Source organism: Lysobacter sp. KACC 24251 (assembly GCF_057747755.1).
This window is the reverse complement of record NZ_CM173222.1, coordinates 1338507-1363629: the sequence shown is the minus strand read 5'-3', so window position 1 is coordinate 1363629 and position 25123 is coordinate 1338507. Positions and strand designations below refer to the sequence as shown.

21 protein-coding genes are annotated in these 25123 nt (G+C 66.3%); 10 read left to right on the top strand and 11 right to left on the bottom strand.

The window, feature by feature from the left end:
* Nucleotides 1-11: 11 nt before the first annotated feature.
* Complete coding sequence (locus AC3ARF_RS06480; protein WP_498931373.1) at nucleotides 12-827, bottom strand: tRNA threonylcarbamoyladenosine dehydratase; 816 nt, start codon at nucleotides 825-827, stop codon at nucleotides 12-14.
* Between the two features lie 85 nt (nucleotides 828-912).
* Here AC3ARF_RS06480 and AC3ARF_RS06475 point away from each other — a divergent pair, with 85 nt between their 5' ends.
* From AC3ARF_RS06475 to AC3ARF_RS06465, 3 genes are all read left to right on the top strand, one after another.
* A complete protein-coding gene (locus AC3ARF_RS06475) occupies nucleotides 913-1365 on the top strand; it encodes a hypothetical protein (RefSeq protein WP_498931371.1) in 453 nt (150 codons plus the stop codon).
* A 135-nt stretch (nucleotides 1366-1500) separates the two neighbouring features.
* Nucleotides 1501-1965 (top strand): glycine zipper 2TM domain-containing protein, encoded by a 465-nt coding sequence (locus tag AC3ARF_RS06470; RefSeq protein ID WP_498931369.1) that lies wholly within the window; start codon nucleotides 1501-1503, stop codon nucleotides 1963-1965.
* 217 nt (nucleotides 1966-2182) lie between these two features.
* Complete coding sequence (locus tag AC3ARF_RS06465; protein ID WP_498931367.1) at nucleotides 2183-3295, top strand: M35 family metalloendopeptidase; 1113 nt, start codon at nucleotides 2183-2185, stop codon at nucleotides 3293-3295.
* Between the two features lie 151 nt (nucleotides 3296-3446).
* On the opposite strand, the gene AC3ARF_RS06460 is transcribed toward AC3ARF_RS06465, so the two are convergent.
* Complete coding sequence (locus AC3ARF_RS06460; RefSeq protein WP_498931364.1) at nucleotides 3447-3656, bottom strand: cold-shock protein; 210 nt, start codon at nucleotides 3654-3656, stop codon at nucleotides 3447-3449.
* 241 nt (nucleotides 3657-3897) lie between these two features.
* Between AC3ARF_RS06460 and AC3ARF_RS06455 the strand changes: the two genes are divergently transcribed.
* Complete coding sequence (locus tag AC3ARF_RS06455) at nucleotides 3898-4383, top strand: DUF456 domain-containing protein (protein WP_498931362.1); 486 nt, start codon at nucleotides 3898-3900, stop codon at nucleotides 4381-4383.
* Between the two features lie 87 nt (nucleotides 4384-4470).
* A complete protein-coding gene (locus AC3ARF_RS06450) occupies nucleotides 4471-5616 on the top strand; it encodes a phospholipase A (protein WP_498931779.1) in 1146 nt (381 codons plus the stop codon).
* 67 nt (nucleotides 5617-5683) lie between these two features.
* On the opposite strand, the gene AC3ARF_RS06445 is transcribed toward AC3ARF_RS06450, so the two are convergent.
* Both AC3ARF_RS06445 and AC3ARF_RS06440 read right to left on the bottom strand, forming a co-directional pair.
* Nucleotides 5684-7246, bottom strand: a complete 1563-nt coding sequence (locus AC3ARF_RS06445) for a fumarate hydratase (RefSeq protein WP_498931360.1) — start codon at nucleotides 7244-7246, stop codon at nucleotides 5684-5686.
* Between the two features lie 189 nt (nucleotides 7247-7435).
* A complete protein-coding gene (locus AC3ARF_RS06440; RefSeq protein ID WP_498931358.1) occupies nucleotides 7436-7678 on the bottom strand; it encodes a hypothetical protein in 243 nt (80 codons plus the stop codon).
* A gap of 331 nt (nucleotides 7679-8009) precedes the next feature.
* On the opposite strand from AC3ARF_RS06440, the gene AC3ARF_RS06435 reads away from it, so the two are divergent.
* The 4 genes from AC3ARF_RS06435 (at nucleotide 8010) to AC3ARF_RS06420 (ending at nucleotide 11798) form a co-directional block, all read left to right on the top strand.
* Nucleotides 8010-9053 (top strand): PQQ-dependent sugar dehydrogenase, encoded by a 1044-nt coding sequence (locus AC3ARF_RS06435; protein ID WP_498931356.1) that lies wholly within the window; start codon nucleotides 8010-8012, stop codon nucleotides 9051-9053.
* A gap of 68 nt (nucleotides 9054-9121) precedes the next feature.
* Complete coding sequence (locus tag AC3ARF_RS06430; protein WP_498931354.1) at nucleotides 9122-10363, top strand: App1 family protein phosphatidate phosphatase; 1242 nt, start codon at nucleotides 9122-9124, stop codon at nucleotides 10361-10363.
* Nucleotides 10364-10423: 60 nt separating this feature from the next.
* Nucleotides 10424-11218, top strand: coding sequence for a ferredoxin--NADP reductase (locus tag AC3ARF_RS06425; protein WP_498931352.1), 795 nt, complete (start codon nucleotides 10424-10426; stop codon nucleotides 11216-11218).
* 37 nt (nucleotides 11219-11255) lie between these two features.
* Nucleotides 11256-11798, top strand: a complete 543-nt coding sequence (locus AC3ARF_RS06420; RefSeq protein WP_498931350.1) for a TlpA disulfide reductase family protein — start codon at nucleotides 11256-11258, stop codon at nucleotides 11796-11798.
* Between the two features lie 72 nt (nucleotides 11799-11870).
* On the opposite strand, the gene AC3ARF_RS06415 is transcribed toward AC3ARF_RS06420, so the two are convergent.
* The 4 genes from AC3ARF_RS06415 to AC3ARF_RS06400 form a co-directional block, all read right to left on the bottom strand.
* Nucleotides 11871-12263, bottom strand: a complete 393-nt coding sequence (locus AC3ARF_RS06415) for a hypothetical protein (protein ID WP_498931348.1) — start codon at nucleotides 12261-12263, stop codon at nucleotides 11871-11873.
* 14 nt (nucleotides 12264-12277) lie between these two features.
* Complete coding sequence (locus AC3ARF_RS06410) at nucleotides 12278-12760, bottom strand: glutathione peroxidase (RefSeq protein ID WP_498931346.1); 483 nt, start codon at nucleotides 12758-12760, stop codon at nucleotides 12278-12280.
* 111 nt (nucleotides 12761-12871) lie between these two features.
* Nucleotides 12872-15166, bottom strand: coding sequence for a TonB-dependent receptor (locus tag AC3ARF_RS06405; protein ID WP_498931344.1), 2295 nt, complete (start codon nucleotides 15164-15166; stop codon nucleotides 12872-12874).
* Nucleotides 15167-15395: 229 nt separating this feature from the next.
* Entirely contained in the window at nucleotides 15396-17450 is a 2055-nt protein-coding gene (locus tag AC3ARF_RS06400) for an amidohydrolase family protein (protein ID WP_498931342.1), read from the bottom strand.
* Nucleotides 17451-17683: 233 nt separating this feature from the next.
* On the opposite strand from AC3ARF_RS06400, the gene AC3ARF_RS06395 reads away from it, so the two are divergent.
* The gene (locus AC3ARF_RS06395; protein ID WP_498931340.1) at nucleotides 17684-19873 is read left to right on the top strand and encodes a M3 family metallopeptidase; all 2190 of its coding nucleotides are present in this window, start codon (nucleotides 17684-17686) and stop codon (nucleotides 19871-19873) included.
* Between the two features lie 111 nt (nucleotides 19874-19984).
* Here the strand turns inward: AC3ARF_RS06395 and AC3ARF_RS06390 are convergent, their stop codons facing one another.
* The 3 genes from AC3ARF_RS06390 to AC3ARF_RS06380 form a co-directional block, all read right to left on the bottom strand.
* On the bottom strand, nucleotides 19985-22489 hold the full coding sequence (locus AC3ARF_RS06390; protein ID WP_498931338.1) for a response regulator: 2505 nt from the start codon (nucleotides 22487-22489) through the stop codon (nucleotides 19985-19987).
* Nucleotides 22490-22629: 140 nt separating this feature from the next.
* Nucleotides 22630-24306, bottom strand: a complete 1677-nt coding sequence (locus AC3ARF_RS06385; protein ID WP_498931336.1) for a phosphoethanolamine transferase — start codon at nucleotides 24304-24306, stop codon at nucleotides 22630-22632.
* Nucleotides 24303-25118, bottom strand: a complete 816-nt coding sequence (locus AC3ARF_RS06380; RefSeq protein ID WP_498931334.1) for a phosphatase PAP2 family protein — start codon at nucleotides 25116-25118, stop codon at nucleotides 24303-24305. Before AC3ARF_RS06380 ends, AC3ARF_RS06385 begins: the two co-directional genes overlap by 4 nt.
* Between the last annotated feature and the right edge of the window lie 5 nt (nucleotides 25119-25123).

The window sequence follows — 25123 nt, the reverse complement described above, 5'->3', positions numbered from 1 at the left end:
GGCAAGCGTCGTCAGGCGGTTTTGGACCGACCCTTGAGCAGTAGTTCCAGCGCGCGCCCAACCGCCGCGAAAGCGAACGCACCCGTGATGTGCGTGGCCGCGCCCAGCCCCGCCCCACAATCCAGCTTGAGGGCTGCATCACCCGCCACCTGCGGACGCAGGCCACACACCGAGCCGTCGGCCTGCGGATAGCGAACGTTCTCCAGCGAGTAGATCGCGGACACGCCAAAATATCGATCGCGGTTCTTGGGGAAATTGAACTCTGCGCGCAGCTTCTTGCGGATCAACGCCAGCATGGCGTCGTGCTCGGTGCGCGAAAGGTCGCGAACGCGCACCAGCGTGGGGTCGGTACGCCCACCGGCCGCCCCGACGACAATCACGGGCAACTTGCGCCGGCGACACCACGCAATCAGCTCCACCTTGCTGCGGAAGCTGTCGCAGGCGTCGATGACCAGGTCGAAGCCCTGGTCCAGCAACTCAACCTGGTTGGCCGCCGTGAGGAAACTTGCCACCGGGACCACGTCGAGATGCGGGTTGATGGCACGGCAGCGCTCGGCCATGGCGTCGACCTTGGCGCGGCCGAACTGCCCCGCATGCGCAGGCAGCTGGCGGTTGGTGTTGGAGACGCAGATGTCATCGGCGTCGATCAGGGTCAGATGACCGATGCCCGTGCGAGCCAGGGCCTCGACCACCCAGGAGCCGACACCGCCCATGCCCACGACCGCCACCCGGCAAGAGGCAAAGCGCGCCAGCGAGCCGACACCGTACAGGCGGTCGACTCCGGAAAAACGATCGGTCCAGACGGGGTCGAGGGGGGGAATGGTCATACCGCATATTGTAGTCGCCACGTAGGCCGGCGCCGGCGGGCCCCGTGCTATCGTCCCGGCAACTTCGACCAAGGAGAGACGACGGATGAGTACCCCCGAACCCATGCCCAGTGCGCCTGCCAAGGGCGGTCACGGCTCGCGCTACCTGTTCCTCTTCCTGGTCGGCCTGGTGGTCGGCGTCGTGGGCGCGGTGATGGCGCTCAGGGCGTTGAATGCGCGCAAGGACCACTTCCCCGAATCCGTCATGCATGTGCAGCAGTGGCACATGGGCCAATTGAAGGGCAGCCTGGAACAGAACCGCTGTGGTCCTACCGACACGCTGCCGCACGTGCAGTCGCTGCGCAGCCTGGCCAATGACCTTGAACCGGCGTTCCCGGACCTGCGCGACGATGCCCGTTTTGGCGATGCGGCGAGCAAGATGCGCGCCACTCTGGACTCAGCCCTGGCTTCACCGCCGCTCAACTGTGCAGGCGTGCAGGCCCTGATGAAGGATGTCGGGGGCGCCTGCAAGGCATGCCATCAGGACTTCCGAGGCTGAATGGGCGACGCATGGCCGTAGCCTGAACCGCGTACGGCCATGCCATCCGAGTTGAGGAGATGTTCACTCCCCAAGGCCTAGTTTACGGCTGCACGGTTCACGCCGTGACCCGATCCCAAGGCGAAGGAGTCTGCGATGAATACGGTCAATTTCAGGTTGGTGGGTCTGGCGGCGGTTGCCGCTGCAGCGCTTGCGGGCTGCGCCTCATCTCCGGGCTACAGCAACAACTATCCGTCCACCTATGGTGGAAGTACGGCCAGCTGCTATGACTGCGGCACCGTGACCCGCATCGAGACGATTTCCGGCAGCAACGTCCCCAATGCCACGGGCGCGGTCCTGGGCGGCCTGGTGGGCGCAGCCGCGGGGCGTGAGTTGGCTGATGACGAGAGCAAGGGCCGTCAGAACACCGCCACCGTGGCGGGTGCCGTGGCCGGCGCTGTCGCGGGCAACGCAATCCAGAACCGCGTCAGTGGCGGACGCTACAACGTGTACGTGCGCATGAACGATGGCCGCACCACCGTTGTGACCCAGAGCGATATCTCCGGTATCCGCGAGGGCGGCTACGTACGCGTGTACAACGGGCGCGCCTGGGCGCGATGATTCGCGCACTGTCGGCCGGAGCATACATAAGCGCAGAGAGGTGGAACGCAGTGATGAAGGCACCTCCCTACCCCGCTAAGTAAAAGTCTCAGGCCGGCATCACATCGTCGAACCTCCTTGGCGCATCTTGCTGCATTGCAGGGTGCGCCAAGGCCTGCCAGTCGCTATCGTCGGCGACGTCCGCGTCCGCGGATGTCCATACTTCGGGAGAGACTGGATGAAACTTCGTATCGCACCCCTCGTGGCCGGGACGGCCGTGCTTGCCGGTGCCATTGCCGCTGCTACTGCCGCATCACCCAATGCCACCCAGAATCCGCTGCGCGTCAGCATCGCCGCCGCGACCGGTAGCGCCGCGGATTTCCTCGGGTCGGTTGAAGTCACGGTGACCAATACCAGCCGCCACACGGTCCGCGTGCCCAAGTGGCAGCTTCCGTCGGACTTCATCGAAGCCAAGGTGTTTGAAGTCACGCGTGACGGGCAGCCGGTGCAGTACGAAGGCCCGATGATCAAGCGACCCCTGCCGCAATCTGCGGATTTCGCGATCCTGCGCGCCGGCGAGTCCGTGCGCGTGATGGTGGATCTCTCCGCCGCGTATGACCTGTCCAAGACCGGCGACTACACCGTCACCTACAAGGTGCCCCTGCAGTTCGCTTCCTTGTCGACGGGCCAGATGCTGAAGCACCCGAACGGCCACCCGATGATGGCGCAGAGCGTGCCGTTGAAGTTGTGGGTGGACGGTAGCGACCAGTTGGGCGCGATGAAGGCCGGCACCATCAGCCAGAAGGGTAAGCCCGGCGGCGGCGGGAGCGTTGTCAACGGCGTCAGCTATGTCGGCTGCTCCACCACCCAGATCAACACGCTGGGCAGCGCCGTCACGGCTGCTCGCAACTATTCCGAGAACGCCAAGGGCTACCTGAACGCCAACACGGTGGGTCCGCGATATACCACCTGGTTCGGCGCCTACACCAGCTCGCGCTACAACACCGCCGAACAGCATTTCGTCGACATCGACGCGGCGATGGACCAGAACGGCGGGCAGATCACGGTCAACTGCGGCTGCAACCAGAGCTACTACGCCTACGTCTATCCGACCCGGCCGTACGAGATCTTCGTCTGCCGCGCGTTCTGGAACGCCCCGATGACCGGCACCGACTCCAAGGCCGGCACGCTGATCCACGAAATGAGCCACTTCAACGTGGTCGCGGGCACCGACGACGTGGTGTACGGGCAGGCCGGCGCCAAGAACCTCGCGTCCACCAACCCGGATGGCGCGCTCAACAACGCCGACAACCACGAGTACTTCGCCGAGAACACGCCGTCGCAGAACTGACGAGCCACTCCACCTGGAAACAGCCCGCCCTGCGCGGGCTGTTTCTTTTTGGGGTCGCTGCTTTCGGCAGCCTCAACATCATGCCCGCAAACAAAAACCCGGCCGAAGCCGGGTTTGATGCAAGGGGCGCCGCCCCGGAAATGCTTTCCAGTTACAGCGGCTGCACCGCGTCGGCCTGCAGACCCTTCTGGCCCTGGACGACGGTAAAGCTGACCTGCTGGCCTTCCTTGAGGCTCTTGAAGCCCTGGGTCTGGATGGCGCGGAAGTGCACGAACACGTCTTCGCCACTCTCACGGCTGATGAAGCCGAAACCCTTGGCGTCATTGAACCACTTCACGGTACCTTGCTCACGGCTCGACATTCTGGCTTGCTCCTTGAAACGAGTTGGTTGGTCCTTCACCTTCGTAACGTGCTGGTTGCAAGGAGGAGCCAGGTGCAACGATGTAGCGGATCGTACGTACAAGCCGAACGGATCAACCGCATCGGGCCACGGTTCACGGTGACCCTTGACAAACGCAGCGCCCGAACGGTACCCCGCAGCAAGTGAAATTGCAATCGCGCGCCCTTGTGGCATAAACCACGGAAAACAAAGAGGTTTCTGATTGGATACGCAGACGATCCTGTACCTGGTCGCGGCCCTGCTGATGGTGGTGGGAATCGCCGGCACCGTCCTCCCCGCATTGCCGGGCATTCCGCTGGTTTTTGCCGGCATGGTGGTTGCCGCATGGGCAGGCGACTTCCAGTACGTCGGCTGGGGTTGGCTGGTTGCGCTGGGCATCCTGACGGTGCTTTCGCTGGGCATCGACCTCCTCGCCGGTTCGATGGGAGCCAAGCGCGTGGGGGCGAGCAAGCTGGCGCTGGCAGGTGCGGTCCTGGGCAGCATCGTGGGCCTCTTTTTTGGTCCGCTGGGGCTGTTCGCAGGCCCGTTCGTGGGCGCGCTGGTGGGCGAACTGGTCAACCGCCGTGACTTGGGACAAGCGACCAAAGTCGGGGTTGGCACCTGGTTTGGCATCCTGCTGGGCACGGTCCTCAAGCTGGGACTGGCATTCGGGATGTTCGGGCTGTTTGCATTTGCCTGGTGGGTTTGAACGGAAGTGGCGCACCAGTGGCTTCCATTGACGAATGACCTTCTCGTGGCCCGGTCGCGTCGGCGCATCGTCGCTGCGGCCGCCTCGATGGCATTGGCGCCAGCGAGCGTGTCCGGCGCCGAACCGCCGGCGACTCCCCAGACGGCTGCCGCAGCGCCGGCCGCATGTCTGTCCATCGAATCCGATGCCGATCGTCTGAAGTGCTACGACGACGCCATGGGCCGGGGGCGCGTTACACCGACCGCGGCTGACCTTGCGGCTGCCGAAGCCCGAATGACCAAGCAGCGCATTGCGGAGTACGACCGCGCGGAGCGCGAAGCCACCGGCCAGCGTGACGACAGCCGACGCATGCTCAACGAACTGTTCCGCTCGGAACATGACTCCATCTTCGCCCAGCGCATTGCCAATGCTGGCAAGGGATCGATGCTCGACAGCCGCTGGGAGTTGGCGAAGGACTCCAAGTTGGGGCTGTTCAACCTGCGCGCGTACAAACCGGTGTACCTGTTCCCGGTGTTCTGGACCAGCCGTACCAATACCCTGCCCTCTTCATCACGCGCGGACGAGCCGGTCGGCGGCGAACCACTGCCGCTGGATGACATGGAGGCGAAGTTCCAGCTGAGCTTCAAGACCAAGGTGGCCGAGAACCTGTTCGGCGACAACGGCGATCTATGGACGGCCTACACCCAGAGTTCGCGCTGGCAGGTCTACAACGGCGAGGAGTCGCGCCCGTTCCGCGAAACCAATTACGAGCCGGAAGTCATGCTCGTATTCCGCAGCAATTATTCGCTGCTGGGCTGGCGCGGACGGATGCTGGCGATGAGCTTCAATCACCAGTCGAATGGCCGTGCGGATCCAATTTCGCGCAGCTGGAACCGGGTCATGCTCAACGTCGGGCTGGATCGCGACGACTGGGCACTGACGGTGCGTCCCTGGTGGCGAATTCCGGACGGCAAGCGCGAGGATGAGAACCCCGGGATCGAGGACTACGTGGGCCGCGCCGATGCCACGCTGGTGCGGCGTTGGAACGGGCATGAGTTTGCCGTCATGGCACGCCACTCGCTGCGCTCGGCGGAGGATGCCCACGGGGCGTTGCAGTTTGACTGGGGATTCCCGATCAGCCGTTCCTTCCGCGGACATCTGCAGGTGTTCGACGGCTACGGGGAGAGCCTGATCGACTACAACCACCGTGCCACCTACGTGGGCCTCGGCATCTCGCTGCTGGAGTGGTACTGAGTGGGTCAGCAAACAGAAAGGGCCGGCATTGCTGCCGGCCCCTTTGCTTTTCGCGCGTGACCGTGGATCAGGCCACCACCACCGGAATCTTGCCGATGCGTGCCTGCCATTCCTTCGGCCCGGTGTTGTGCACCGATGTGCCCTGCGCGTCGACCGCGACGGTGACCGGCATGTCCTGCACTTCGAACTCGTAGATGGCCTCCATGCCCAGGTCGGCGAAACCGACGACCTTGGCGGCCTTGATCGCCTTCGACACGAGGTAGGCGGCGCCGCCGACGGCCATCAGGTAGGCCGACTGGTGCTTCCTGATCGCCTCGATCGCCGCGGGGCCGCGCTCGGCCTTGCCGACCATGCCCATCAGGCCGGTCTGTGCCAGCACCTGCTCGGTGAACTTGTCCATGCGCGTGGCCGTGGTCGGACCAGCGGGGCCAACCACTTCGTCGCGGACCGGATCAACCGGGCCGACGTAATAGATGAAGCGGCCCTTCAGATCCACCGGCAGCGGCTCGCCCTTGTTGAGCATGTCGACCATGCGCTTGTGCGCGGCGTCGCGTCCGGTGAGCAGCTTGCCGTTGAGCAGCAACACCTCGCCCGGCTTCCAGGAAACAACGTCCTCCTTGGTCAGCGTGTCGAGGTTGACGCGACGGCCCTTGGAGGCGTCGTAGGTCAACTCCGGCCAGTCTGCCAGCGACGGCGGATCCAGCATCACCGGGCCGCTGCCATCGAGGGTGAAATGCGCATGGCGGGTGGCAGCGCAGTTGGGGATCAACGCCACTGGCAGGTTGGCAGCATGGGTCGGGTAATCCTTGACCTTGATGTCCAGCACCGTGGTCAGGCCGCCGAGCCCTTGGGCCCCAATGCCGAGAGCGTTGACCTTCTCGTACAGCTCAAGGCGCAGTTCTTCGGCACGGTTGCTCGCGCCGCGCTGCTGCAGTTCGGTGATGTCGATCGGCTCCATCAGCGCTTCCTTGGCCAGCAGCATCGCCTTCTCGGCGGTGCCGCCAATGCCGATGCCGAGCATGCCCGGCGGGCACCAGCCGGCCCCCATGGTCGGCACGGTCTTGAGCACCCAGTCGACGATGGAATCGGACGGATTGAGCATGGCGAACTTCGACTTCGCCTCCGAGCCGCCACCCTTGGCCGCGACGATCACGTCCACGGTATTGCCCGGTACGATCTTGACGTTCACCACGCCTGGGGTGTTGTCCCTGGTGTTGATGCGCTTGCCCGCCGGGTCCGCCAGCACCGAGGCGCGCAGCTTGTTGTCCGGGTGGTTGTACGCCCGGCGCACGCCCTCGTGAACCATGTCTTCCACGGCCATGGTGGCGTCATCCCAGCGCACGTTCATGCCGACTTCGAGGAAGACCGTGACGATGCCGGTGTCCTGGCAGATCGGCCGATGACCCTCGGCGCACATGCGCGAGTTGATCAGGATCTGGGCGATGGCGTCCTTGGCCGCCGGCGACTCCTCGCGCTCATACGCGGCGGCGAGGCTCTGGATGTAGTCGACCGGGTGGTAGTAGCTGATGTACTGCAGCGCGTCGGCGACGGACTGGATCAGGTCCTCCTGCTTGATGGAAGCGGGCGGGAAGTCGGCGGGGTTGCGGGAGGCGGCGGTAGGAGCGGACACGGCGGGCAAGGGGCTGGCAGTGGGGACCTGCCATTCTACCCTCCCATGCAGCCGCCAGCTCTCGGTTACAACTCCCCGGCAGTCCGGTCCAGCCCACAACGTGCGGCACGGGCGCGCGCCCCGCTGGGCCGGACGCGCTTCCGCTGTACTACCAAGGCCAGCGTTAGGGGATCGCCGTGCGCGCCGTGATCACCCTCCGCAGCCACCGCAGCACGTGCTCCCCTCGCCACTATGCGGCGGAGCCTTCGACGCGAAATGGCCAGCCCCCTGCAACGCATCCAGTATCTGGTGCTCGGTCATCAGGCCTTCGACTCGAACCCGGCGGTTGGCGAGTTGCACGGTGATCTGCGCGGTGGGATCGCGGGCGAGGATGGCCTGGGTGACGGCAGCGGCGCTGGTGTCATCTTTCAGGGTGGCGATATCGAACAACATGGCGGTCTCCTGTCGGGGTGAGCGGCGAATGGCGGGATAGGCTCATGCTCAGTGCCCGGCCCCCGCGCCGCCTTGACCGATGTCATGCCAACCGCATCTGTATGGAACACGGGGTTATGCTGGCCGCCTGCCGCTCGCTGCCCTTCGCTGGGCCCATTGCCAGGAGAGAGACATGCCCCCTGCCCTTTCCCGACTCGCCGTTAGCATCACCCTGCTCATGCCCCTGGCCGCCTGCGGCGCTGGCGACGACGCGCCCAGATCGGCCGCCGCCGCCCCGGCCCCGACGGCGCAGGCAGAGTCGACACTGCAAAGTGCAGCTGGTGCATTCCGAATGACCGAGATAGCGCGCGGGCTCGCACATCCGTGGGCGGTTGCGCCGCTGCCGGAAGGTGGCTTCCTGGTCACCGAACGACCCGGGCAGTTGCGCCGGGTGTCGGACAGCGGCGCGGTATCGGCCCCGATCAAGGGCGTCCCGGCGGTTTACGCGAAAGGCCAGGGGGGCCTTCTCGATGTGGTGTTGGCCCCCGACTATGCCAGCAGCCACCGCATTTACCTGAGTTACGCCGAACCGGGCCCGGAGGATACGGCGGGTACGGCGGTGGCCATGGGCGTGCTGAAAGGCGACACGCTGTCGGATCTGCGCGTGATCTACCGGCAGGTGCCGAAGTTGGTTGGACCGAACCATTTCGGTTCACGCATCGTCTTCGATGACAAGGGGCATGTGTTCATCAGCCAGGGAGAGCGGAACGACCGGCCCACCGCGCAGAAACTGGACATGCTGCAAGGAAAGTTGGTGCGCCTGAACCTGGACGGCAGCGTTCCCGCCGACAACCCCTTCGTTGGGCGCGAAGGCGCGCGCCCCGAAATCTGGAGTTATGGCCATCGCAACATGCAGGGCATGGCAGTGGACCCGCGCTCCGGCAAGGTCTGGCAGAGCGAGCACGGCCCCCGCGGCGGGGACGAGATCAACCTGCCCGAGCCGGGCAAGAACTACGGCTGGCCGATCATCACCCATGGCATCAACTATTCGGGCCTGCAGATTCCGGAGGCCACCGGCAAGGCTGCGCCGGGAATGGAGCAGCCGTACCACGTCTGGGAGAAATCGCCGGCGCTCTCCGGCATGGCCTTCCACGTCAACCATGCGTCTTCGAAGTGGAACAACAGCCTGTTCCTGGGTGCACTGTCCAGTCGGGCACTCATTCGCCTTTCCCTGGACGGTGAACGGATCCGCGGCGAGGAACGCCTGCTTACGGAGTTGGATGAGCGCATCCGCGACGTGCGTGCCACGCCCGATGGCCTGCTGTACGTAGTGACCGACGAGGACGATGGGCGCCTGCTGAAAATCACTCCGCCGGGCATGGGGGATACGCCCTGACCGTGCGTTGACACCCCATGCGGCAGGCTCATCCCACGCAAGAGGTGGGCGTGGGCCAAGAGGTGGATGTGGGAGATTCCGACAGCAACGCGAAACATGCGCCGGGGTGGCGGCAGCGCGCCGGGCAGTATGTGCGCGACCGGATCATTGTCGGCGACGACACACTGGATGCCGCACGGCGGCGGCTGGAGACGCGGCTGGGCCTCGGTCGCCCGATGCACATCGACGCCTACCGTGGCTATGGCGACGACACTTCGATCGAGCTGATCGGCCGCGTCCTGGCCGAGAAGCCCGGCGACGGACCGCTGGAGGATGCCGGGTGGTGGGACAACCTGCTGGACACCTGGCGACGTTTCGAAAGTGACGAGGTGCCGGGGGTCCCGCTGCGCGCTCGTTTTGGCCGGCACGAGGTCGAAGTCACCTCCGACCATGAGGGCTACTACACCGCGACCCTGCCCGGCAGCGGAACGCCCACCGAGCTGTGGGAGAACGCGACGGTGATGCTGGCCGACGGCACGATCGCGACCTCGCAGCCGGTGCTGCGCATCCTCCCCCAGGCGCGGATCGGGATCATCTCGGACATCGACGACACCATCCTGTACAGCGGCATCACCAACTGGAAGGTTGCGGCACAACTGACGTTCCTGCACAACGCGAGGACGCGCAAACCGCTTGCCGGCGTGGCCGCGTTGTACAAGGCGCTCCAGCGAGGCATGGCAGGTGCGGGGCCGAATCCCCTGTTCTACGTATCGAGCTCGCCGTGGAACCTGTACGACCTGCTTGAGGATTTCATGGACCTCAATGGCATTCCGCCAGGGCCCATATTCCTGCGCGACCTGGGCACTGACCCGGGAAAGTTCATCAAGACCCAGGGCCATGGGCACAAACTCGAGCGGGCACGCACTTTGATCACCCGCTTCCCGCAGTTGCGCTGGGTGCTGCTTGGTGATTCGGGCCAGGCCGATGCCGAGCTGTATGCCGAGGCCGCGCTGGAGTTTGGCGACCGCATCGCCGCGATCTATATCCGCGACGTGGACCCTGGCACGGATTCACCCTTCGACACGGCCGTGGACAGTCACCTGCAACGCATCGCCGGCACCAAGGTACCGATGCTGCGCGCTACCGACAGCAGCGCCATCGCCAGACACGCGGCCGATCTGGGCCTGATGGCGCGCGAAGACATCGCCGCGGTGGAGCGTGATGTGCATCGGGACCAGCAGCGCCCGGCGCAGGGTGAGGCGGCCCTGGCCGCCGCCGTGGGGGCCGAGCCCAATCCGGGGCCGGACGGCACACCGCCAGCAGGCAGTTAGGCACCCCGGCGACCGGTGGCGTAAAATGGCGAGTCATCCGCTGTCTTCTCCCGCCCGCCCATGTCCTCCGCCTTCGGCACCGAGACCGTGCTGGACGTCCGTCACTGGACGGACGCCTATTTCAGTTTCACCACCACCCGCGACGACGGCTTCCGGTTCGAGAACGGCCAGTTCGTGATGATCGGGCTGGAAGTGAACGGCAAGCCCCTGATGCGTGCGTACTCCATCGCCGGCGCCAACTGGGAGGAGCAGCTTGAATTCTTCAGCATCAAGGTGCAGGACGGCCCGTTGACCTCGCGGCTGCAGCACATCAAGCCTGGCGACACGATCCTGATCGGACGCAAGCCGACGGGCACGCTGCTGATCTCCGACCTGCATCCGGGTCGCAACCTGTACCTGCTGGGCACGGGCACCGGATTCGCCCCGTGGTTGTCGGTGATCAAGGACCCGGAGACGTACGAGCGCTTCGACAAGGTCATCCTGTGCCATGGCGTGCGCAGTGCGGAAGACCTGGCGTACCGCGACTACATCGTCAACGAATTGCCCCGCCATGAGTTCCTCGGCGAGACCATCGCGGCCAAGCTGAAGTACTACCCGGCGGTGTCGCGCGAGCCGTTCACCTTCAACGGCCATGACCAGCGCGGCCGCCTCACCGACCTGATGGCGGACGGGCGGATGATGGAGCACCTGGGCATCGAGCCGCTGGACGCCGAACACGACCGCGCGATGATCTGCGGCAGCCCGCAGATGCTGGCCGACTTCCGCGCCCTGCTCGACGGCCGTGGCTTCTCTGCGGCGCCGCGCATCGGCACGGCGGGGCAGTACGTGTTCGAACGCGCCTTCGTCGAGAAGTGAGCTAGACTCCGTCGGCGCAACGCCAAGGGATGGGGTCATGGGGAAGATGAGAACGGCCTGGCTGGCGGGACTGCTGGCCATCGCAATGCCGCTGGGAGCCTCCGCACCGCTGCCGCCGCAGCCCAGACCAGGTGAATTTCCGCCGGACGCGCTGGGTACGCTGAAGGGCCACCCCCTGAGCGTCAGCCAGCATCGCGGCAAGGTGGTGATCGTTACCTTCTGGGCTTCGTGGTGCGGCCCCTGTCGGCGCGAATTGCCGTTGCTGGCCAGATTGCAGAAGACAGTGGGGCGCGATCACCTCGAAGTCATCGCGGTCAACTACAAGGAAGACCGGCGCGACTACCTGGCGGTGCTGCGTGCCAATCGAGAATTCGAACTGACCTACGTCCACGATGCCAGTGGCGTGATCAGCGATAGTTACGGTGTGCGAGCCCTGCCGAACATGTTCGTCATCGACCGCGATGGCAAGGTGGCCCACGTCCATCGCGGCTATTCCGAGCAAATGATCCCCGGCTTCATCCAGGAGATGCTCGCCCTGCTGCCGCAGGAAGCGCTGAACCGTCCGGCCGAAGGCACCTGAAGGCCGGGACACAGGCGCCTGCGCCTCGTGCCAGTGCGCCCTGGTTCGAACGCGCCGTCGTCTAGAAGCGACTTACTCCTCGCCGTAGGTCAGCCACACCGAGGCGGCGGCCTCGCTGCCAAACACGCGCACCGCATATCCCCGCTCGCGGGCGAGTATCTCCACCGATTCCGCCAGGGGAATCCGATCGTCATGCGCCTCCACGTAGGCAATGCGCACGCCTTCCAGCCCCTGGCCGATCAGCGCGGCGATGAAGCGTTGGCGGTCGCCGGGCGCCATGGGGTTTCCCGCCATCCGGTCGACCACCAGCAACTGGGCGGGGCGGCGGCGACGAACCTCATCGGCAATATCCATCCAGCGCGAGAGCATCACTTCCCAGGTGTCGTGCACGCCGCTGATCTCGGCGCGCAGGCGATTGCCGGAAAGCTGGAACGTGACTTCAAACGGGACCTTGCGCGCATCCATGGGTCGCGGCGCCGTCAGGCCAACGCGGCTTCAATGTCCGCGGCGATGGATTCGGGCTTGTCGTTGGGCGCGTAGCGTTTGATGACGCGACCATCGCGACCGACGAGAAACTTGGTGAAGTTCCACTTGATGGCGTCGATGCCGAGGAAGCCGCCCTTCTCGTCCTTCAGCCACTTCCAAAGCGGGTGTGCGTCGTTGCCGTTGACGTCGACCTTGGCGTACATCGGGAACGTCACGTCATAGGTGAGCGAGCAGAAGTCCTTGATCTCAGCCTCGTTGCCGGGTTCCTGGTGCCCGAACTGATCACAGGGAAAACCCAGCACGACCAGGCCTCGCGGGCCGTACTCGCGCCACAGTTGCTCCAGCCCGGTGTACTGCGGGGTGAAGCCGCACTTGGAGGCCACGTTGACCACCAGCAGCACCTTGCCGCGGTATTCCTCCAGCGCGCGGGGCTGTCCGTCGATGTCGGTCGCGGAGAAGTCGTAGGCAGTCGTCATGGGTCAGCCTCCACTGGGGCCCCCAGCATACCCCCATGCCACCCTGCGCAAACAAGCACGCCAGCGCGGACGGGCCGCGCTGGCGTCGGGTCAGAACGTGTGGGGCCAGTCTTAGAAGCTGGCCTTGAACTCCACGCCGACGATCCGCGGCTCGTTGACGAAGCCGGTCAGGTTGTTGAAGTCGATGGCGCCCACGGCCTGCACTTCATCCAGGATGTTGCGGCCGAACAGGGCCAGGTCGTACTGGCCGTGGTTCCAGCTGTAGCCGACGCGCAGGCCGCCTTCAAGCAGGTCCTTGCTGCGGAACTCCACCGCCTCGTACAGAAAGTAGTTGACCGAGCTGCGATAGGCCCAGTCGGTGAACACATAGAACTCACCCGCATCGCCCACCGGCAGGCCGTAACGCGCGGTGGCGTTATAGACCCACTTGGGTGCCTGGGGCAGCGGGTTACCGTCGATGTAGGCCAGCCCGCCCACGACCGGGTCGGTCACCGTGCACATACCGCTGCCGCACGGTGCGACGGCCAGGTCCTCGTCCTGGATTTCGGTGTCGTTGTAGCTGGCGCCGAAGGTGACCATCAGCGCATCGGTCAGGTAAGCGTCGAAGTCGACTTCAAAGCCCTGACCCACGGTCTTGTCCGCGTTGAGCAGGATGGTCTGGTTGAGCGCACCACCCACGGCGTTGAGCTGCTGGTTGTCCACTTCGTACCTGAAGACCGAGAAGCCCAGGCGCGCACGGTTGTCCCACAGGTCCGCCTTGACGCCCGCTTCCACCGAAATCACCTCTTCGGCATCGGCGACGGAAGGCTGCGGCGGGTTCTGGAACAGCAGGCGGCCCTGGATGGACGGGGCGCGGAAACCCTTGGCCACGCGGGCGTAGAGGTTCACTGCATCCGTCGCCTCGAACGTCCCGCTGAGGTCCCAGCTGACGTCATCGACATCCGTACGCACCGGGAACGGGCCGGAGACCGGCGCACCGAACGGCGCGCTTTCGAGCACGCTGGCGCTGAAGTCCTTTTCGTCCTGCGTATAGCGCAGGCCGCCACGCAGGGTCAGGCGCTCCGTGACGTTGTAGTCGAGCGAGCCGTATACCGCCCATGCCTTGTTGCGCTGCGTCTGCTGCGCCCAACCGGCCTGCGCGCCCTGGTCGAACAGGGTGTCGTAGTTGAAGCTGTCGACGGTGATGTCCTCGTCGAACCAGAACAAGCCGGCCTGCCAGTTCATCGGACCGTCGTAGTTCGATTCCAGGCGGAACTCCTGGGTGACCTGGCGATGGTCCGGCAGGCCATCGGCGGACTCGGCCGCGAACGGGATGAAGCCCGGGCCCGACGGCTGGAAGAACACCGCGCCGACGCCACCGTCGATGTCACCGCGGCTGAGCGACTCGGCCGTCTCGTACCCGGTGATGGAGTACAGGGTCAGGTCATTGGACAGGTCCCAGCTCAGTCGTGCACCCGCACCCCAGGTGTCCAGTTCCTGGAAGTTGCGACCGTCGATGGCGACCTCGTCGATCTCGAAGTCGTCGCGCAGGTCATTGGTACCCTGCTTGAACAGGTTGGCGCGGAACAGGCGCGCGGTGCCGTTGAGGTGGCGTGCGTGCACGTTGAACAGCGCCTTGAACGTGTCGCTGCCGTCGTACTGCAGTTGCAGGCGGGCGGCCGACTCGTCGTAGCCCTCGAGCTTGGGGTTGGTGCGCGCATCGGGGTTGGTGTTGTCGACCCACTCATCGCGGCGCTGGAACAGCACCGAAGCGCGCGCCGACCAGTTCTGGCTCAGCGGGCCACTGACCGCGCCTTCCACGTTGGTGGTGCCGTAGGTGCCATAGGCGACCTGCCCGTAGCCTTCCAGGTCGCGGGTCGGCTTGGCCGACTCGAACTTCACCACCCCGGCCGGGGTGTTGCGGCCGAACAACGTACCCTGCGGGCCGCGGAGCATTTCGACCGTTTCTATGTCGAACACCGGGAAGCCCTTCAGCAGCGGGTTCTCCATGACTACTTCGTCGTACACCAGCGATACCGGCTGCGAGGCGTTGAGGTCGAAGTCGGTGTTGCCCAGGCCGCGGATGTAGAAGCGCGGGAAGGCGCGGCCAAACGAGGACTCGATGTTCAGGCTCGGCAGGCGACCGGCGAGGAAGCGGATGTCGCCGCCCCCGGAACCCAAAACGTCCATCTTCTCGGCGTCGACCGTGGTCAGCGCCATCGGCACGTCCTTGGCGCGCTCCACCCGGCGGGTGGCGGTGACCATCACCGCGTCCAGGGTCTTGGCATCAGTCTCGGTCTGCGGCGCCGCCGGAGCTTCCTGCGGGGTGCTGGACTGGGCCACGGCCTGCATCGGCAGCAGGATGGCGACTGCGGCCGCGAGGGCGCTGCGGCGCAGGGTACGGGTGCTCGGGTGGCGTGCGGACATGGGCGATCTCGCTGATGGGGGCGACCGCAAGTGCGGCTCACCCCGGAGGGGGTCGGAGGGTATGGCTACCTGGAGCCGTCCCATGACGGCCCGGCGCCCCGGTTGGGCGCGTGGCGATTCGCTGAGCACGGCGATGTTACAGCAACGTTAACGAGTCCGTACTCGACAGTCCGGAGCGTCGTACGCAGTGCCCGCCTCGCCCGGACCCGGACGGATGGGGGACGAGTTTTTAGCGTGCCGTCCCGTTGGCTGTTACGGGCGCAGCAAACGGCTTGATACCCAGCGATTCGTGAATTTCGCTGGGGTAGTACGCCACGTCGCCCTTCATCACCAGTGCAACCTTGCGGATATCGGCGATGTTAGCGATCGGATCGCCGTCGATCAGCACCAGATCAGCGCGCTTGCCCACTTCAATCGAGCCCCGGTCATCCAGTACCCGGGCCACCTTGGCCGATGTCCAGGTGGCGCTTTGCAGGGCTTCGCCGGGGGTCATGCCGGCCTGCACGTACAGTTCCAGTTCCCGTTGGAGGGTGAAACCCGGGATGGCGTCGGTCCCCGGGACGATCGGAACGCCGGCGCGGTGCATCCGGCCCACGAACTCGATCATCTTGGCGTACGAGCGGTTGTAGCGCTCCGCCGTCGCATCGTCCGGGATTTTCATCTCGGCACTGCGCAGCCCGCGCTGGATGTCGGGCGGCATGTGCGGGGCGACGGCGGCATACGCCTGCGACATCTCGCCCGCCCGCTGCCGCAGGAAGTCGAAGGTGGTCAGGGTCGGGTCAACCACCGTCTTGTTGCGCGCCAGCAGCGCAATGAAGTCCTGAACCGCCGGGCTGTCGAAATCCAGGTCGGCCACCCTCTCCGCCGGCAGGTAGAAGCGCTGCAGCGTACGGGTGTCGGTGGTGTCATCCACCAGGAAGTTCAGCAGTACCTGGTTGATGTGTTGGATCTCGTCGTAACCCTGCTCCACCACGTCGCGCGCGCGCATGAACGCGGGCACGTGGCCGCTGACGCGCAGCCCCTTGGAATGGGCGTACGCGGCCGTCTCCCGCAGCAGTTCCTTGGGGAAAGAGTTGTAGATCTTGACCTGCACGTAGCCGTTCGCTGCATACCAGTCGATGGCCCGCTTGGCTTCGTCAAGGGTCTTGATCACGAAGCCGTTGCGCGCAGACATCGGGCTTTCGCCCTCGAGGAAGCCGGCGGCGACGATACGGCTGGTCAGCAGCGTGCCGGCCTTCTCCTCGCCCATGATCTGCTGCAGGGTGGTGTTGTCGTTGCCCATGTCGCGCACGGTGGTCACGCCGGCCGCGAGGTTCAGGCCACCGTCCCAGCGCCCGATGTGGCCGTGCATGTCGAACAGGCCGGGCAGCAGCACGCGGTTGGCGGCGTCCACGACTTGGTCGGCCTTGGCGGCGCGTCCACCGGCAGCCTTGATCGACACGATGCGGCCGTCCTTGACCAGCACGTCCGAGGCGGGGCCCAGTGTGGCCTTGGCGCTATCGAACAGGCGCGCGTTGCGGATCAGCGTCGAACCCTTGAGCGGGTGCGAGACGCGCGCATTGAGCCCGGACAGGAACTCGCCCTCAGCCTGCTTCTGGCGTTGCTCAAGGCCCGCGGCGTTCTCGTTCCAGCCGTCCTCGATCAGCTGCATCCAGCCCGGCACGATCGCGGCGAACAGGCGCGGCTGGGCATCCGTGGTGGCCCAGACGAACTGCGGCACGAGGCCAATGCCGGTCAGGGCCATCAACTGCACGCGTTGGGTTTCCTGCCCGCGCTTCACCTCCACTTCCGTGATCTTGCGCGCGGACAGGGTTCCCCCGGGGATCAGCGGCAGCTTGCCGTCGGGGCGCTTGGCCAGCGCCCCCAGGCTCACGGAGGCGATCGCCGGCGACCCGCCCAGCGGTGCGTACATCGCCGTGCCCGACACGGACTGCTCGCCGTGGTCGGACGTGGATTTCCAGGTCGCCTGCCCGCCTTGGCGCTTGAACGACTCGTCCACGGGAGCGCCGAAAGTGCTGCTGCCGGTCACCTGATAGGTGGCCAGGGTGTGGTCCGGGGCCAGCGTGAAGGTCTCCTTCAGCTCGGGACCGCGGCCGTTGTCCTTGAAGATGAAGTCGACGTGCGTCACCCCGTCGTCTCCTGTAGTGACTACCTGGTGCCCGGCCTGCTTGTTGCCGTCCACCAGCACCACGTAGCGCGTGGTCTCGGCCGCCAGCGCATCCATCGCCATCATTGCCAGGCAGGCGGCCAGTCCGGCCGACCATGCCGCTTTCGTCTTCTTCATGCCCTACCCCTTCCTGTGAGTTGTGCCGGGACCCAACGCGTTTCCGCCGGGGGCGAAACCCTGCCCGAGCCCCTGGCGCCGCCGGTCAGCCGAGTCTAGACCTCCCGGCGGACCGACGGTCCATGCCAGAAGTCCTGCTGAACCCTTGCTTGCCCGTGCCATTCGTCACGGGCCCCGGGGGCCGCCGTTCCGGTAGGCTTCGGGTTCCGTTTCCGTCCTCGAGACTCCACCCAATGAAGCATCCCCTCGCGCTTGCGCTCGCCGTGGCGCTGACCTCCGTCGCCGTCACCGCGTGCAAGCCGTCCGCCGAGAAGCCCGCCGCCACCGAGACCGCCGTGAAGCAGGAAGCCAACCCGTTCTTCGCCGAAAGCACGCTGCCGCTGCAGTACCCGCACTTCGACAAGATCCAGGACAGCCACTTCGCCCCCGCCTTCGAGCGCGGCATGGCCGAGCAGCTCAAGGAAATCGAGGCGATTGCCAACAGCACGGAAGCGCCGACCTTCGACAACACCATCGTGGCGATGGAGAAGTCGGGCCGCCTGCTGACCCGCGCGGCCTACGTGTTCTACAACCTGGTCGGTACGGACACCAATCCCGAGCGCGAGAAGCTGCAGGCGGAATTCGCGCCGAAGCTGTCGGCGCACAGCGACGCCATCCGCCTGGACCCCAAGCTGTTCGCGCGCATCAAGGCGCTGCATGACAAGAAGGACACGCTGGGCCTGGACGCCGAGGGCGTGCGCCTGGTCGAGCGTTACTACACCGACTTTGTCCGCGCCGGCGCCAACCTGTCCGACGCTGACAAGACCAAGCTGAAGGAAATGAACGCCGAACTGGCCAAGCTGGGGACCCAGTTCAGCCAGAACGTGCTGGCCGAGGTGAACGACTCGGCGATCATCGTCGACACCAAGGAAGAGCTGGCCGGCCTGTCCGACGAGGCCATCGCCGCCGCCGCGGAAGCCGCCAAGGAGCGCAAGCTCGAAGGCAAGTACGTGCTGGCGTTGCAGAACACCACCGGCCAGCCGCCGGAAACCTACCTGCACAGCCGCGCCCTGCGCGAGAAGCTGCACCGCGCCTCGGTGGCCCGTGGCAGCCGCGGCAACCAGTACGACAACACCGAGATCGTGGCCAAGGTGGTGAAGCTGCGCGCCGACCGCGCCAAGCTGCTCGGCTACCCGACCTACGCCGCCTACGTGCTGGAAGACGAGACCGCCAAGTCGCCGGAAGCCGTCAACGCCATGCTGGGCAAGCTGGCCCCGGCCGCCGTGGCCAACGCCAAGGTCGAGGCCGCCGCGCTGCAGGCCATGATCGACCAGGAGCAGGCCGCCAAGGGCGAGCCGACCTTCAAGCTCGAGCCGTGGGACTGGGCGTACTACAGCGAGAAGGTGCGCCAGGCCAAGTACAACTTCGACGAGTCGCAGCTCAAGCCGTACTTCGAGATGAAGAACGTGCTGGAGAACGGCGTGTTCTTCGCCGCGACCAAGTTGTATGGCATCACCTTCAAGCAGCGCACCGACCTGCCGACGTACCACAAGGACGTCACCGTCTATGACGTGTTCGACAAGGACGGCAAGCAGCTGGCCATCTTCCTGATGGACCCGTATGCGCGCTCGTCCAAGCGCGGTGGCGCGTGGATGAATTCGTACGTCGACCAGAACGCGCTGTTCGGCACCAAGCCGGTCGTGGCCAACCACCTCAACATCCCCAAGCCCAGCGAAGGCAAGCCGACGCTGATGACCTGGGACGAGGTCACCACGATGTTCCACGAGTTCGGCCACGCGCTGCACGGCATGTTCTCGGACGTGAAGTACCCGTACTTCTCGGGCACCAACGTGCCGCGTGACTTCGTCGAGTTCCCGTCGCAGGTCAACGAGATGTGGGCGGACTGGCCGGAGATCCTGGCCAACTACGCCAAGCACTACCAGACCGGCGAGGCGATGCCGAAGGAACTGCTGGACAAGGTGCTGGCCGCGTCGAAGTTCAACCAGGGCTTCGCCACGACCGAGTACCTGGGTTCGGCGATGCTGGACCAGCGCTGGCACCAGATCACCGCCGACAAGGCCCCGACCGCCAAGGACGTCATGGCATTCGAAGCCGCCGCGCTGAAGCAGAACGGCACCGACTTCGAGGCCGTGCCGCCGCGCTACAAGACGCCGTACTTCAGCCACATCATGGGCGGCTACGCGGCCGGCTACTACGCCTACATCTGGTCGGAAGTGCTGGACGCCAACACCGTCCAGTGGATCAAGGACAACGGCGGCCTGAAGGTCGAGAACGGCGACCGCTTCCGCGCCACCCTGCTGTCGCAGGGCGGCAAGAAGGACGCGCTGCAGCTGTTCAAGGACTTCACCGGTGCCGAGCCGAAGATCGAGCCGTTGCTCGAGAAGCGCGGCCTGACCGGTGGCGCGGCAGCTGCCGGCAAGTAACACGCGTCCTCGTCAGGCGTGAGGAAGGCCGCCCGGAGAAATCCGGGCGGCCTTTCCTTTTGTGGGAGGGTCCCGGTGCGGGCCGGTGGGCCGGCCCCGCCCGGCGAGCGCTCAGGCGCCGGCGGAGACCGGCTCGGCGAAGCGCAGCGCCTTGGCGAGCTGTGCGGCCTCGAAAGGCTTGGGCAGGATTGCCCCCATGGCGCCCCGCTCGCGCAGGGTGGCCACGTCGTGGCCACTGACGTACACCACGCGCACGGGGATGCCGCGCTCTCGCACCTTGTGGGCGAGTTCGATGCCGGAGTACATCGGCAGCTCGACGTCGGTCATCAGCACGTCCCAGCCGCCGTCGGCCAGGCGTGCGAGGGCCTCGTCCGGGGTCGCCGCCGTGTCCGCCGCATGCCCCAGCGATTGCAACTGCGCCTTGGTGAGGAAACGTTCGTCCGGGCAGTCATCCACCAGCAGGATACGGAGCGGTCGGCCGGTTTCCCCGGGTTCGCGCGAGTCCAGGAGCGCGCGCACCCGCTGGGCGAGCACGTCCATGCGATAGGGCTTCTCGAGCAGTTCGTCGCCGGCCTCCAAGCCGCCATCGCGCGCCAGGGCTTCCTCGGCAAAGCCCGAGGTGAACAACACAACCACCCCGGGATGGTGGGCGCGCACGTATGTCGCCAGCTCGGTGCTGCGCATCGGCCCCGGCATGACCACATCGGTGAACAGCACGTCGGGAACGATGCCGCTGTCGACCAACGCCTTGGCGGACGCGGCGTCGGCCGCCTCGCAGACCTTGTAGCCCAGCGCGCGCAGCATCCGCACGGAGCCGGCGCGGACCGCTTCGTCGTCCTCCACCACCATCACCTTCTCGCCGTGGCCGCGGCGTGCGTCATCCAGCTCGGGAGCCACTGGCGTGACCGGCTTGTCCGTCATCGGCAGGTACAGGGCCACGGTCGTGCCCTCGCCTTCGGTGCTCTCCACGCGTATGTCACCGCCGCTCTGGTGCATGAACCCGTAGACCATCGGCATGCCCAGCCCCGATCCGCGACCCACCTGTTTGGTGGTGAAGAAAGGTTCGAAGATGCGGTCGAGCACGTCCGGGCCCATGCCACGGCCGTTATCCTGCACGACCACCTGCACCATGGGCTCGCCCGCGCGGCCGACGGCGGCCCCGTCGATACGACGGCAGCGGATTGACACCAGGCCCTCTCCGCGAATGGCGTCGCGGGCGTTGATGGCCAGGTTGAGCACGGAGTTGTCGAACTGCACCGGGTCCGCCTCGACGTTGCCGACGCCTGGGTCGATGTCCAGATCGAGGGTGATGGCGGTGCCCTCGCCCAGCGTGCGCTGCAACAGGTCGCCCAAGCGCTCCAGGTGGTCGCCCGCGTCGAACACCGTGGGGTTCAGCGGCTGCTTGCGCGCGAACGCCAGCAACTGCGACACCAGGCGGGCGCCGCGCCGGACCGCGCGTCCGGCGGCATCCAGTCGCTCCATCACGGGCATGGGCAGGGCTTCGTGCCCGCGCGCCAGATCGAGATTGGCGCCCACCACCTGCAACAGGTTGTTGAAGTCGTGCGCTATGCCACCGGTGAGCTTGCCGACCGCCTCCAGCTTCTGCGCCTGCAGCAACGCGGCCTCGGCGACGCGGCGTTCGGCCTCGCTGGCGTGCAGGGCCCGGGTGCGTTCCTCCACCAGTTCAGTGAGATCGGCGTGGTACCGCGCCAGCTCCTCCTGAGCCTTCGCCTGCGCCGTGATGTCATTGCCCTGCACGAAAATCCCGGTCACGCGACCCTCGGCATCCCGCACGGGCTGGTAGACGAAGTCGACGACGATCTGCTCCAGTCCGCACTCCGGGGTGCGCTGCAGCTCCAGTCGCATGCCATGGCCCACGAAGGGCTTGCCCGATTCGAACACTTCGTCGAGCAGGCGCAGGTAGCCCTGCTCCGCCGCCTCCGGGAGGCACTCCGCCAGTGTGAGCCCCAGCAGTCCGCGATCGCCCACCAATTGCGAGTAGGCCTGGTTGATCAGCGTGAATCGGTGTTCGCGGCCCTGCAGGTAAGCCATGAAACCAGGCGCCTGCTCGAACATCTTGAGGAGTTGCGTGCGCTGCTCTTCCAACTGCGTGTTGGCCGCCTGCACCTTCTGTGCGCGCTGGAAGACGCCGCCTTCCAGCGATTCCAACCGTGCGACCTCTTCCTGCGGCGTGGTTGCGGCAAGCAGGGCCTCCTTGAGGCGCTGCAACTCAGTCACGTCCACCGTGTGCTGCAGGACGTGGGTGGTGCGCCCCGCGGCGTCGTACATGGGTGTGTGCGTGGCCGACCAGTAGCGGACGTCCATGACCGGCCCATCGGGTGTCTGGCGCTCGATGGCGTAGCGGATCAGCCCAAGCGTGTCGGCCTTGCCCGTGTCCAACACCTTGCGCAGCGAAGCGCGCAGCATGCGAACGTTCTCGTCGCCCAGAAGAGTGCCGTCGCCGGGAAACGCCTCGAAGACCGGGACACCGAGCAGTTGTTCGCGGCTGCGCCCGGTTACATCCAGGTACGCGTGGTTCATGTCAACGTAGCGCAACTCCCGATCCAGCACCATGTACGGGTTCGGGGACTGCTCAAACAGTTGGTGGTAGTCCATCGGATCCCGGCGCGAAGGCGAAAGTGGCCTGCCCGGAACCCCCAAGCCGACGAAGTGTGACAATGCACCTTAACAGGGTGTTGGCCGCGTGAAGGATGCGCGAGGAATCCCCAGCTTGCTCCGCAACGCCAGGCGTTGGATCACGTCGCGGGGGCAGTACACCCCTTGAACAGGTCCCGCTCTCCATCGTACATGCGGGTGCGTACCTGCAACAGGCCCAGCACCGAGTGGAAGAGGTTGTCGTGGCTGGCCGGCTGCCGGGTACGGGCGCGCATGCACGCCAGGTCGATGCCGCGGCTGGCAGCCATGCCGGCGGACATCCACATCACCATCGGCACCTTGATCTGGGTATCGGGCGCGATGGCGTACGGCACGCCGTGCAGGAACAGCCCCTTCTCGCCCAGCGACTCGCCGTGGTCGGAGACGTAAACCAGCGCGGTGTCGCGGTCCTTGCGCGCGGCCAGCTGGCGGATCGCCTTTGCCAAGAAGTCATCGGTGTGCAGGATCGAGTTGTCGTAGGCGTTGACCACCTGCTGCGAGGTGCAGTCGCCCAGCTCCGAGGTGTCGCAGGTGGGGGTGAAGCGGCGGAAGGCCTGGGGGTAGCGCTCGTAGTAGCTGGGGCCATGGTTGCCCAGCTGGTGCAGTACCACCACCGCGTCGCGCGGCAGGCGGTCCACCTTGTCCATCAGGCCACTGAGCAGCACGTCGTCCATGCAGCCGTCGGTGGTGCAGTCGCCGGGCACGGTGCCGTGCTCCAACGACTCGAACGGCAGGCCCTCGCACACGCCCTTGCAGCCGGTCTGGTTGTCACGCCACAACGTGGCGATGCCGGCGTGGTCGAGCACGTGCAGCAGCGACTGCGAATGCTTGATGCGGTCCCGGTCGTAATCCGCGCGGCCCCACGGCGAGAACATGCACGGCAGCGACACTTCGGTGGCCGAGCCGCACGCGGTGACGTTGGCGAAATTGAGCGGCGCCAGCGCGGCCAGCTGCGGCGTGGTCTGGCGCGCGTAACCGTTGAGGCCCCAGTTCTGCGCGCGCACCGTCTCGCCCACCACCAGCACCAGCAGGCGCGGCTTGGCGCCGGCCGCACGCCCCACCACCCTGGCGTCCAGGCCAATCGGGGCGCGCGGTTGCTGGGCGCCGGCATGGTCTTCCAGCGCCACCTGGGTCAGCGAGACCAGGTAGTTGCCCGGGGCGATGAGGTAGCGCAGCTCCTTGTGGTTGCGCATCAGCGCCGAGACGTTCTGGAACGACAGCAGCAGCCCCACGACCGCGGCCACCGCAACGCCCGCCATCCAGATCGCGCGCAGCCAGACCGCGCGCGCCAACGGCCGGCGCACGATGCGCACGCGCCACAGCGCCACCGCCGGCAGCACGCCGGTCAGCGCCACCCAAGCCACCATGCCCGGCGCGAACAGCTCACGCGATTCTTTGGCGTCGGTGTGCAGCACGTTGCGCACCATGTCCGCGTCCAGGAACACGGTGTAGGCGCTGGCGAAATACGCGGCTGCCGCTGTACCCACCAGGAGCACGGCCAGCAGCGGCTTCGTCGTCCAGCGATTCAGCACCCCACCCAGCAGCAGCGCGTGCAACGCGGTGATGGCCAGGAACATCGATACGCCGGTCAGTGCGCCGCTGGCGCCGTGCAGCGACCCGGTGGCCATTACCGCCCGCCAGTACGCCAGATTGAACATCACCGAAAAATACAGGCTGGCCATGCAGGCCAGTTGCTCTACCGTCAACAACGGCCGCACCGCGGCCCAGCGGCGCATGGTCGCCCAGGGGCCGCCGCGCGGCCACACCACTGCACTCATGCCACTCCTCCGCGCCGACCGGCCAGGCGCCAGACCACCACCGCCACGCTCCAGCACAGCAGCGCGGCCCACACGTCATGCGACAGGAAATGCGCGCCGCGGAGGTGCTGCGCCACGCCAAACACCAGACCCATCCCCACGCCCGTCGCCAACCCAAGCCAGCGCCACGACGGGCGCACGGCCAGGAAGAAGAAATACAGCGCCATCCACGCATAACCGGCACTCGCGTGGCCGCCTGGGAAACAGCGGTTGTGTCCCAGCGCCGCCGGGCGTGCCTCCCACAGCCCCACGTAGGGGCGATGGCCGCCGAACTGCAGCAGGTCCCACGGGCAATCCATGTTGGACCACGACTTGATCCACGCCACCAGGCTGGTCGCCAGCAGCACGGACACCGCCAGGACCGCCAGCGGCCGGCGCGCACCGCGGTGCGCGGTGCGCCGCCAGGTCAGCGCCCATGCGACCACCACGCCCAGCCACGCCAGGGAGGACAGGTCGCGGCCCATCCTGTGAATGAGCGTCTCGGTCACGAAGGCCGACTTCAACGCCCAGCGCTGGCCTTCCAACCCATACAGCCAGCCGGTCCAGCGGAAGTCGATATCGGTGGCGGCCATCGCCGCCAGCACCGCGATGCCCACCAGCCACGGCACCCAGAGTTCCGACCACGGCGGCAGGCGATGGCGCTGCATCGCGCGCGGCCCGACCGCATGTCTCACCGCGGCCTCCAGCCGCGGATCGCGTGCCGCCGTTGCGGCCAGGCGCCAGCCGGACCGGCCGCTGCGGGTGCCCTGGGGATTGAAGGAGGAGAAGCCCACCGGAT

Coding starts and splice junctions, on each gene's coding strand:
- AC3ARF_RS06415 (WP_498931348.1), bottom strand. CDS start 12,263: ATGGATGCGCGCAAGGTCCCGTTTGAAGTCACGTTCCAGCTTTCCGGC.
- AC3ARF_RS06390 (WP_498931338.1), bottom strand. CDS start 22,489: ATGGACTACCACCAACTGTTTGAGCAGTCCCCGAACCCGTACATGGTG.
- AC3ARF_RS06440 (WP_498931358.1), bottom strand. CDS start 7,678: ATGTTGTTCGATATCGCCACCCTGAAAGATGACACCAGCGCCGCTGCC.
- AC3ARF_RS06420 (WP_498931350.1), top strand. CDS start 11,256: ATGGGGAAGATGAGAACGGCCTGGCTGGCGGGACTGCTGGCCATCGCA.
- AC3ARF_RS06470 (WP_498931369.1), top strand. CDS start 1,501: ATGAATACGGTCAATTTCAGGTTGGTGGGTCTGGCGGCGGTTGCCGCT.
- AC3ARF_RS06475 (WP_498931371.1), top strand. CDS start 913: ATGAGTACCCCCGAACCCATGCCCAGTGCGCCTGCCAAGGGCGGTCAC.
- AC3ARF_RS06465 (WP_498931367.1), top strand. CDS start 2,183: ATGAAACTTCGTATCGCACCCCTCGTGGCCGGGACGGCCGTGCTTGCC.
- AC3ARF_RS06435 (WP_498931356.1), top strand. CDS start 8,010: ATGACCGAGATAGCGCGCGGGCTCGCACATCCGTGGGCGGTTGCGCCG.
- AC3ARF_RS06480 (WP_498931373.1), bottom strand. CDS start 827: ATGACCATTCCCCCCCTCGACCCCGTCTGGACCGATCGTTTTTCCGGA.
- AC3ARF_RS06460 (WP_498931364.1), bottom strand. CDS start 3,656: ATGTCGAGCCGTGAGCAAGGTACCGTGAAGTGGTTCAATGACGCCAAG.
- AC3ARF_RS06450 (WP_498931779.1), top strand. CDS start 4,471: ATGGCATTGGCGCCAGCGAGCGTGTCCGGCGCCGAACCGCCGGCGACT.
- AC3ARF_RS06400 (WP_498931342.1), bottom strand. CDS start 17,450: ATGAAGAAGACGAAAGCGGCATGGTCGGCCGGACTGGCCGCCTGCCTG.
- AC3ARF_RS06395 (WP_498931340.1), top strand. CDS start 17,684: ATGAAGCATCCCCTCGCGCTTGCGCTCGCCGTGGCGCTGACCTCCGTC.
- AC3ARF_RS06385 (WP_498931336.1), bottom strand. CDS start 24,306: ATGAGTGCAGTGGTGTGGCCGCGCGGCGGCCCCTGGGCGACCATGCGC.
- AC3ARF_RS06425 (WP_498931352.1), top strand. CDS start 10,424: ATGTCCTCCGCCTTCGGCACCGAGACCGTGCTGGACGTCCGTCACTGG.
- AC3ARF_RS06410 (WP_498931346.1), bottom strand. CDS start 12,760: ATGACGACTGCCTACGACTTCTCCGCGACCGACATCGACGGACAGCCC.
- AC3ARF_RS06405 (WP_498931344.1), bottom strand. CDS start 15,166: ATGTCCGCACGCCACCCGAGCACCCGTACCCTGCGCCGCAGCGCCCTC.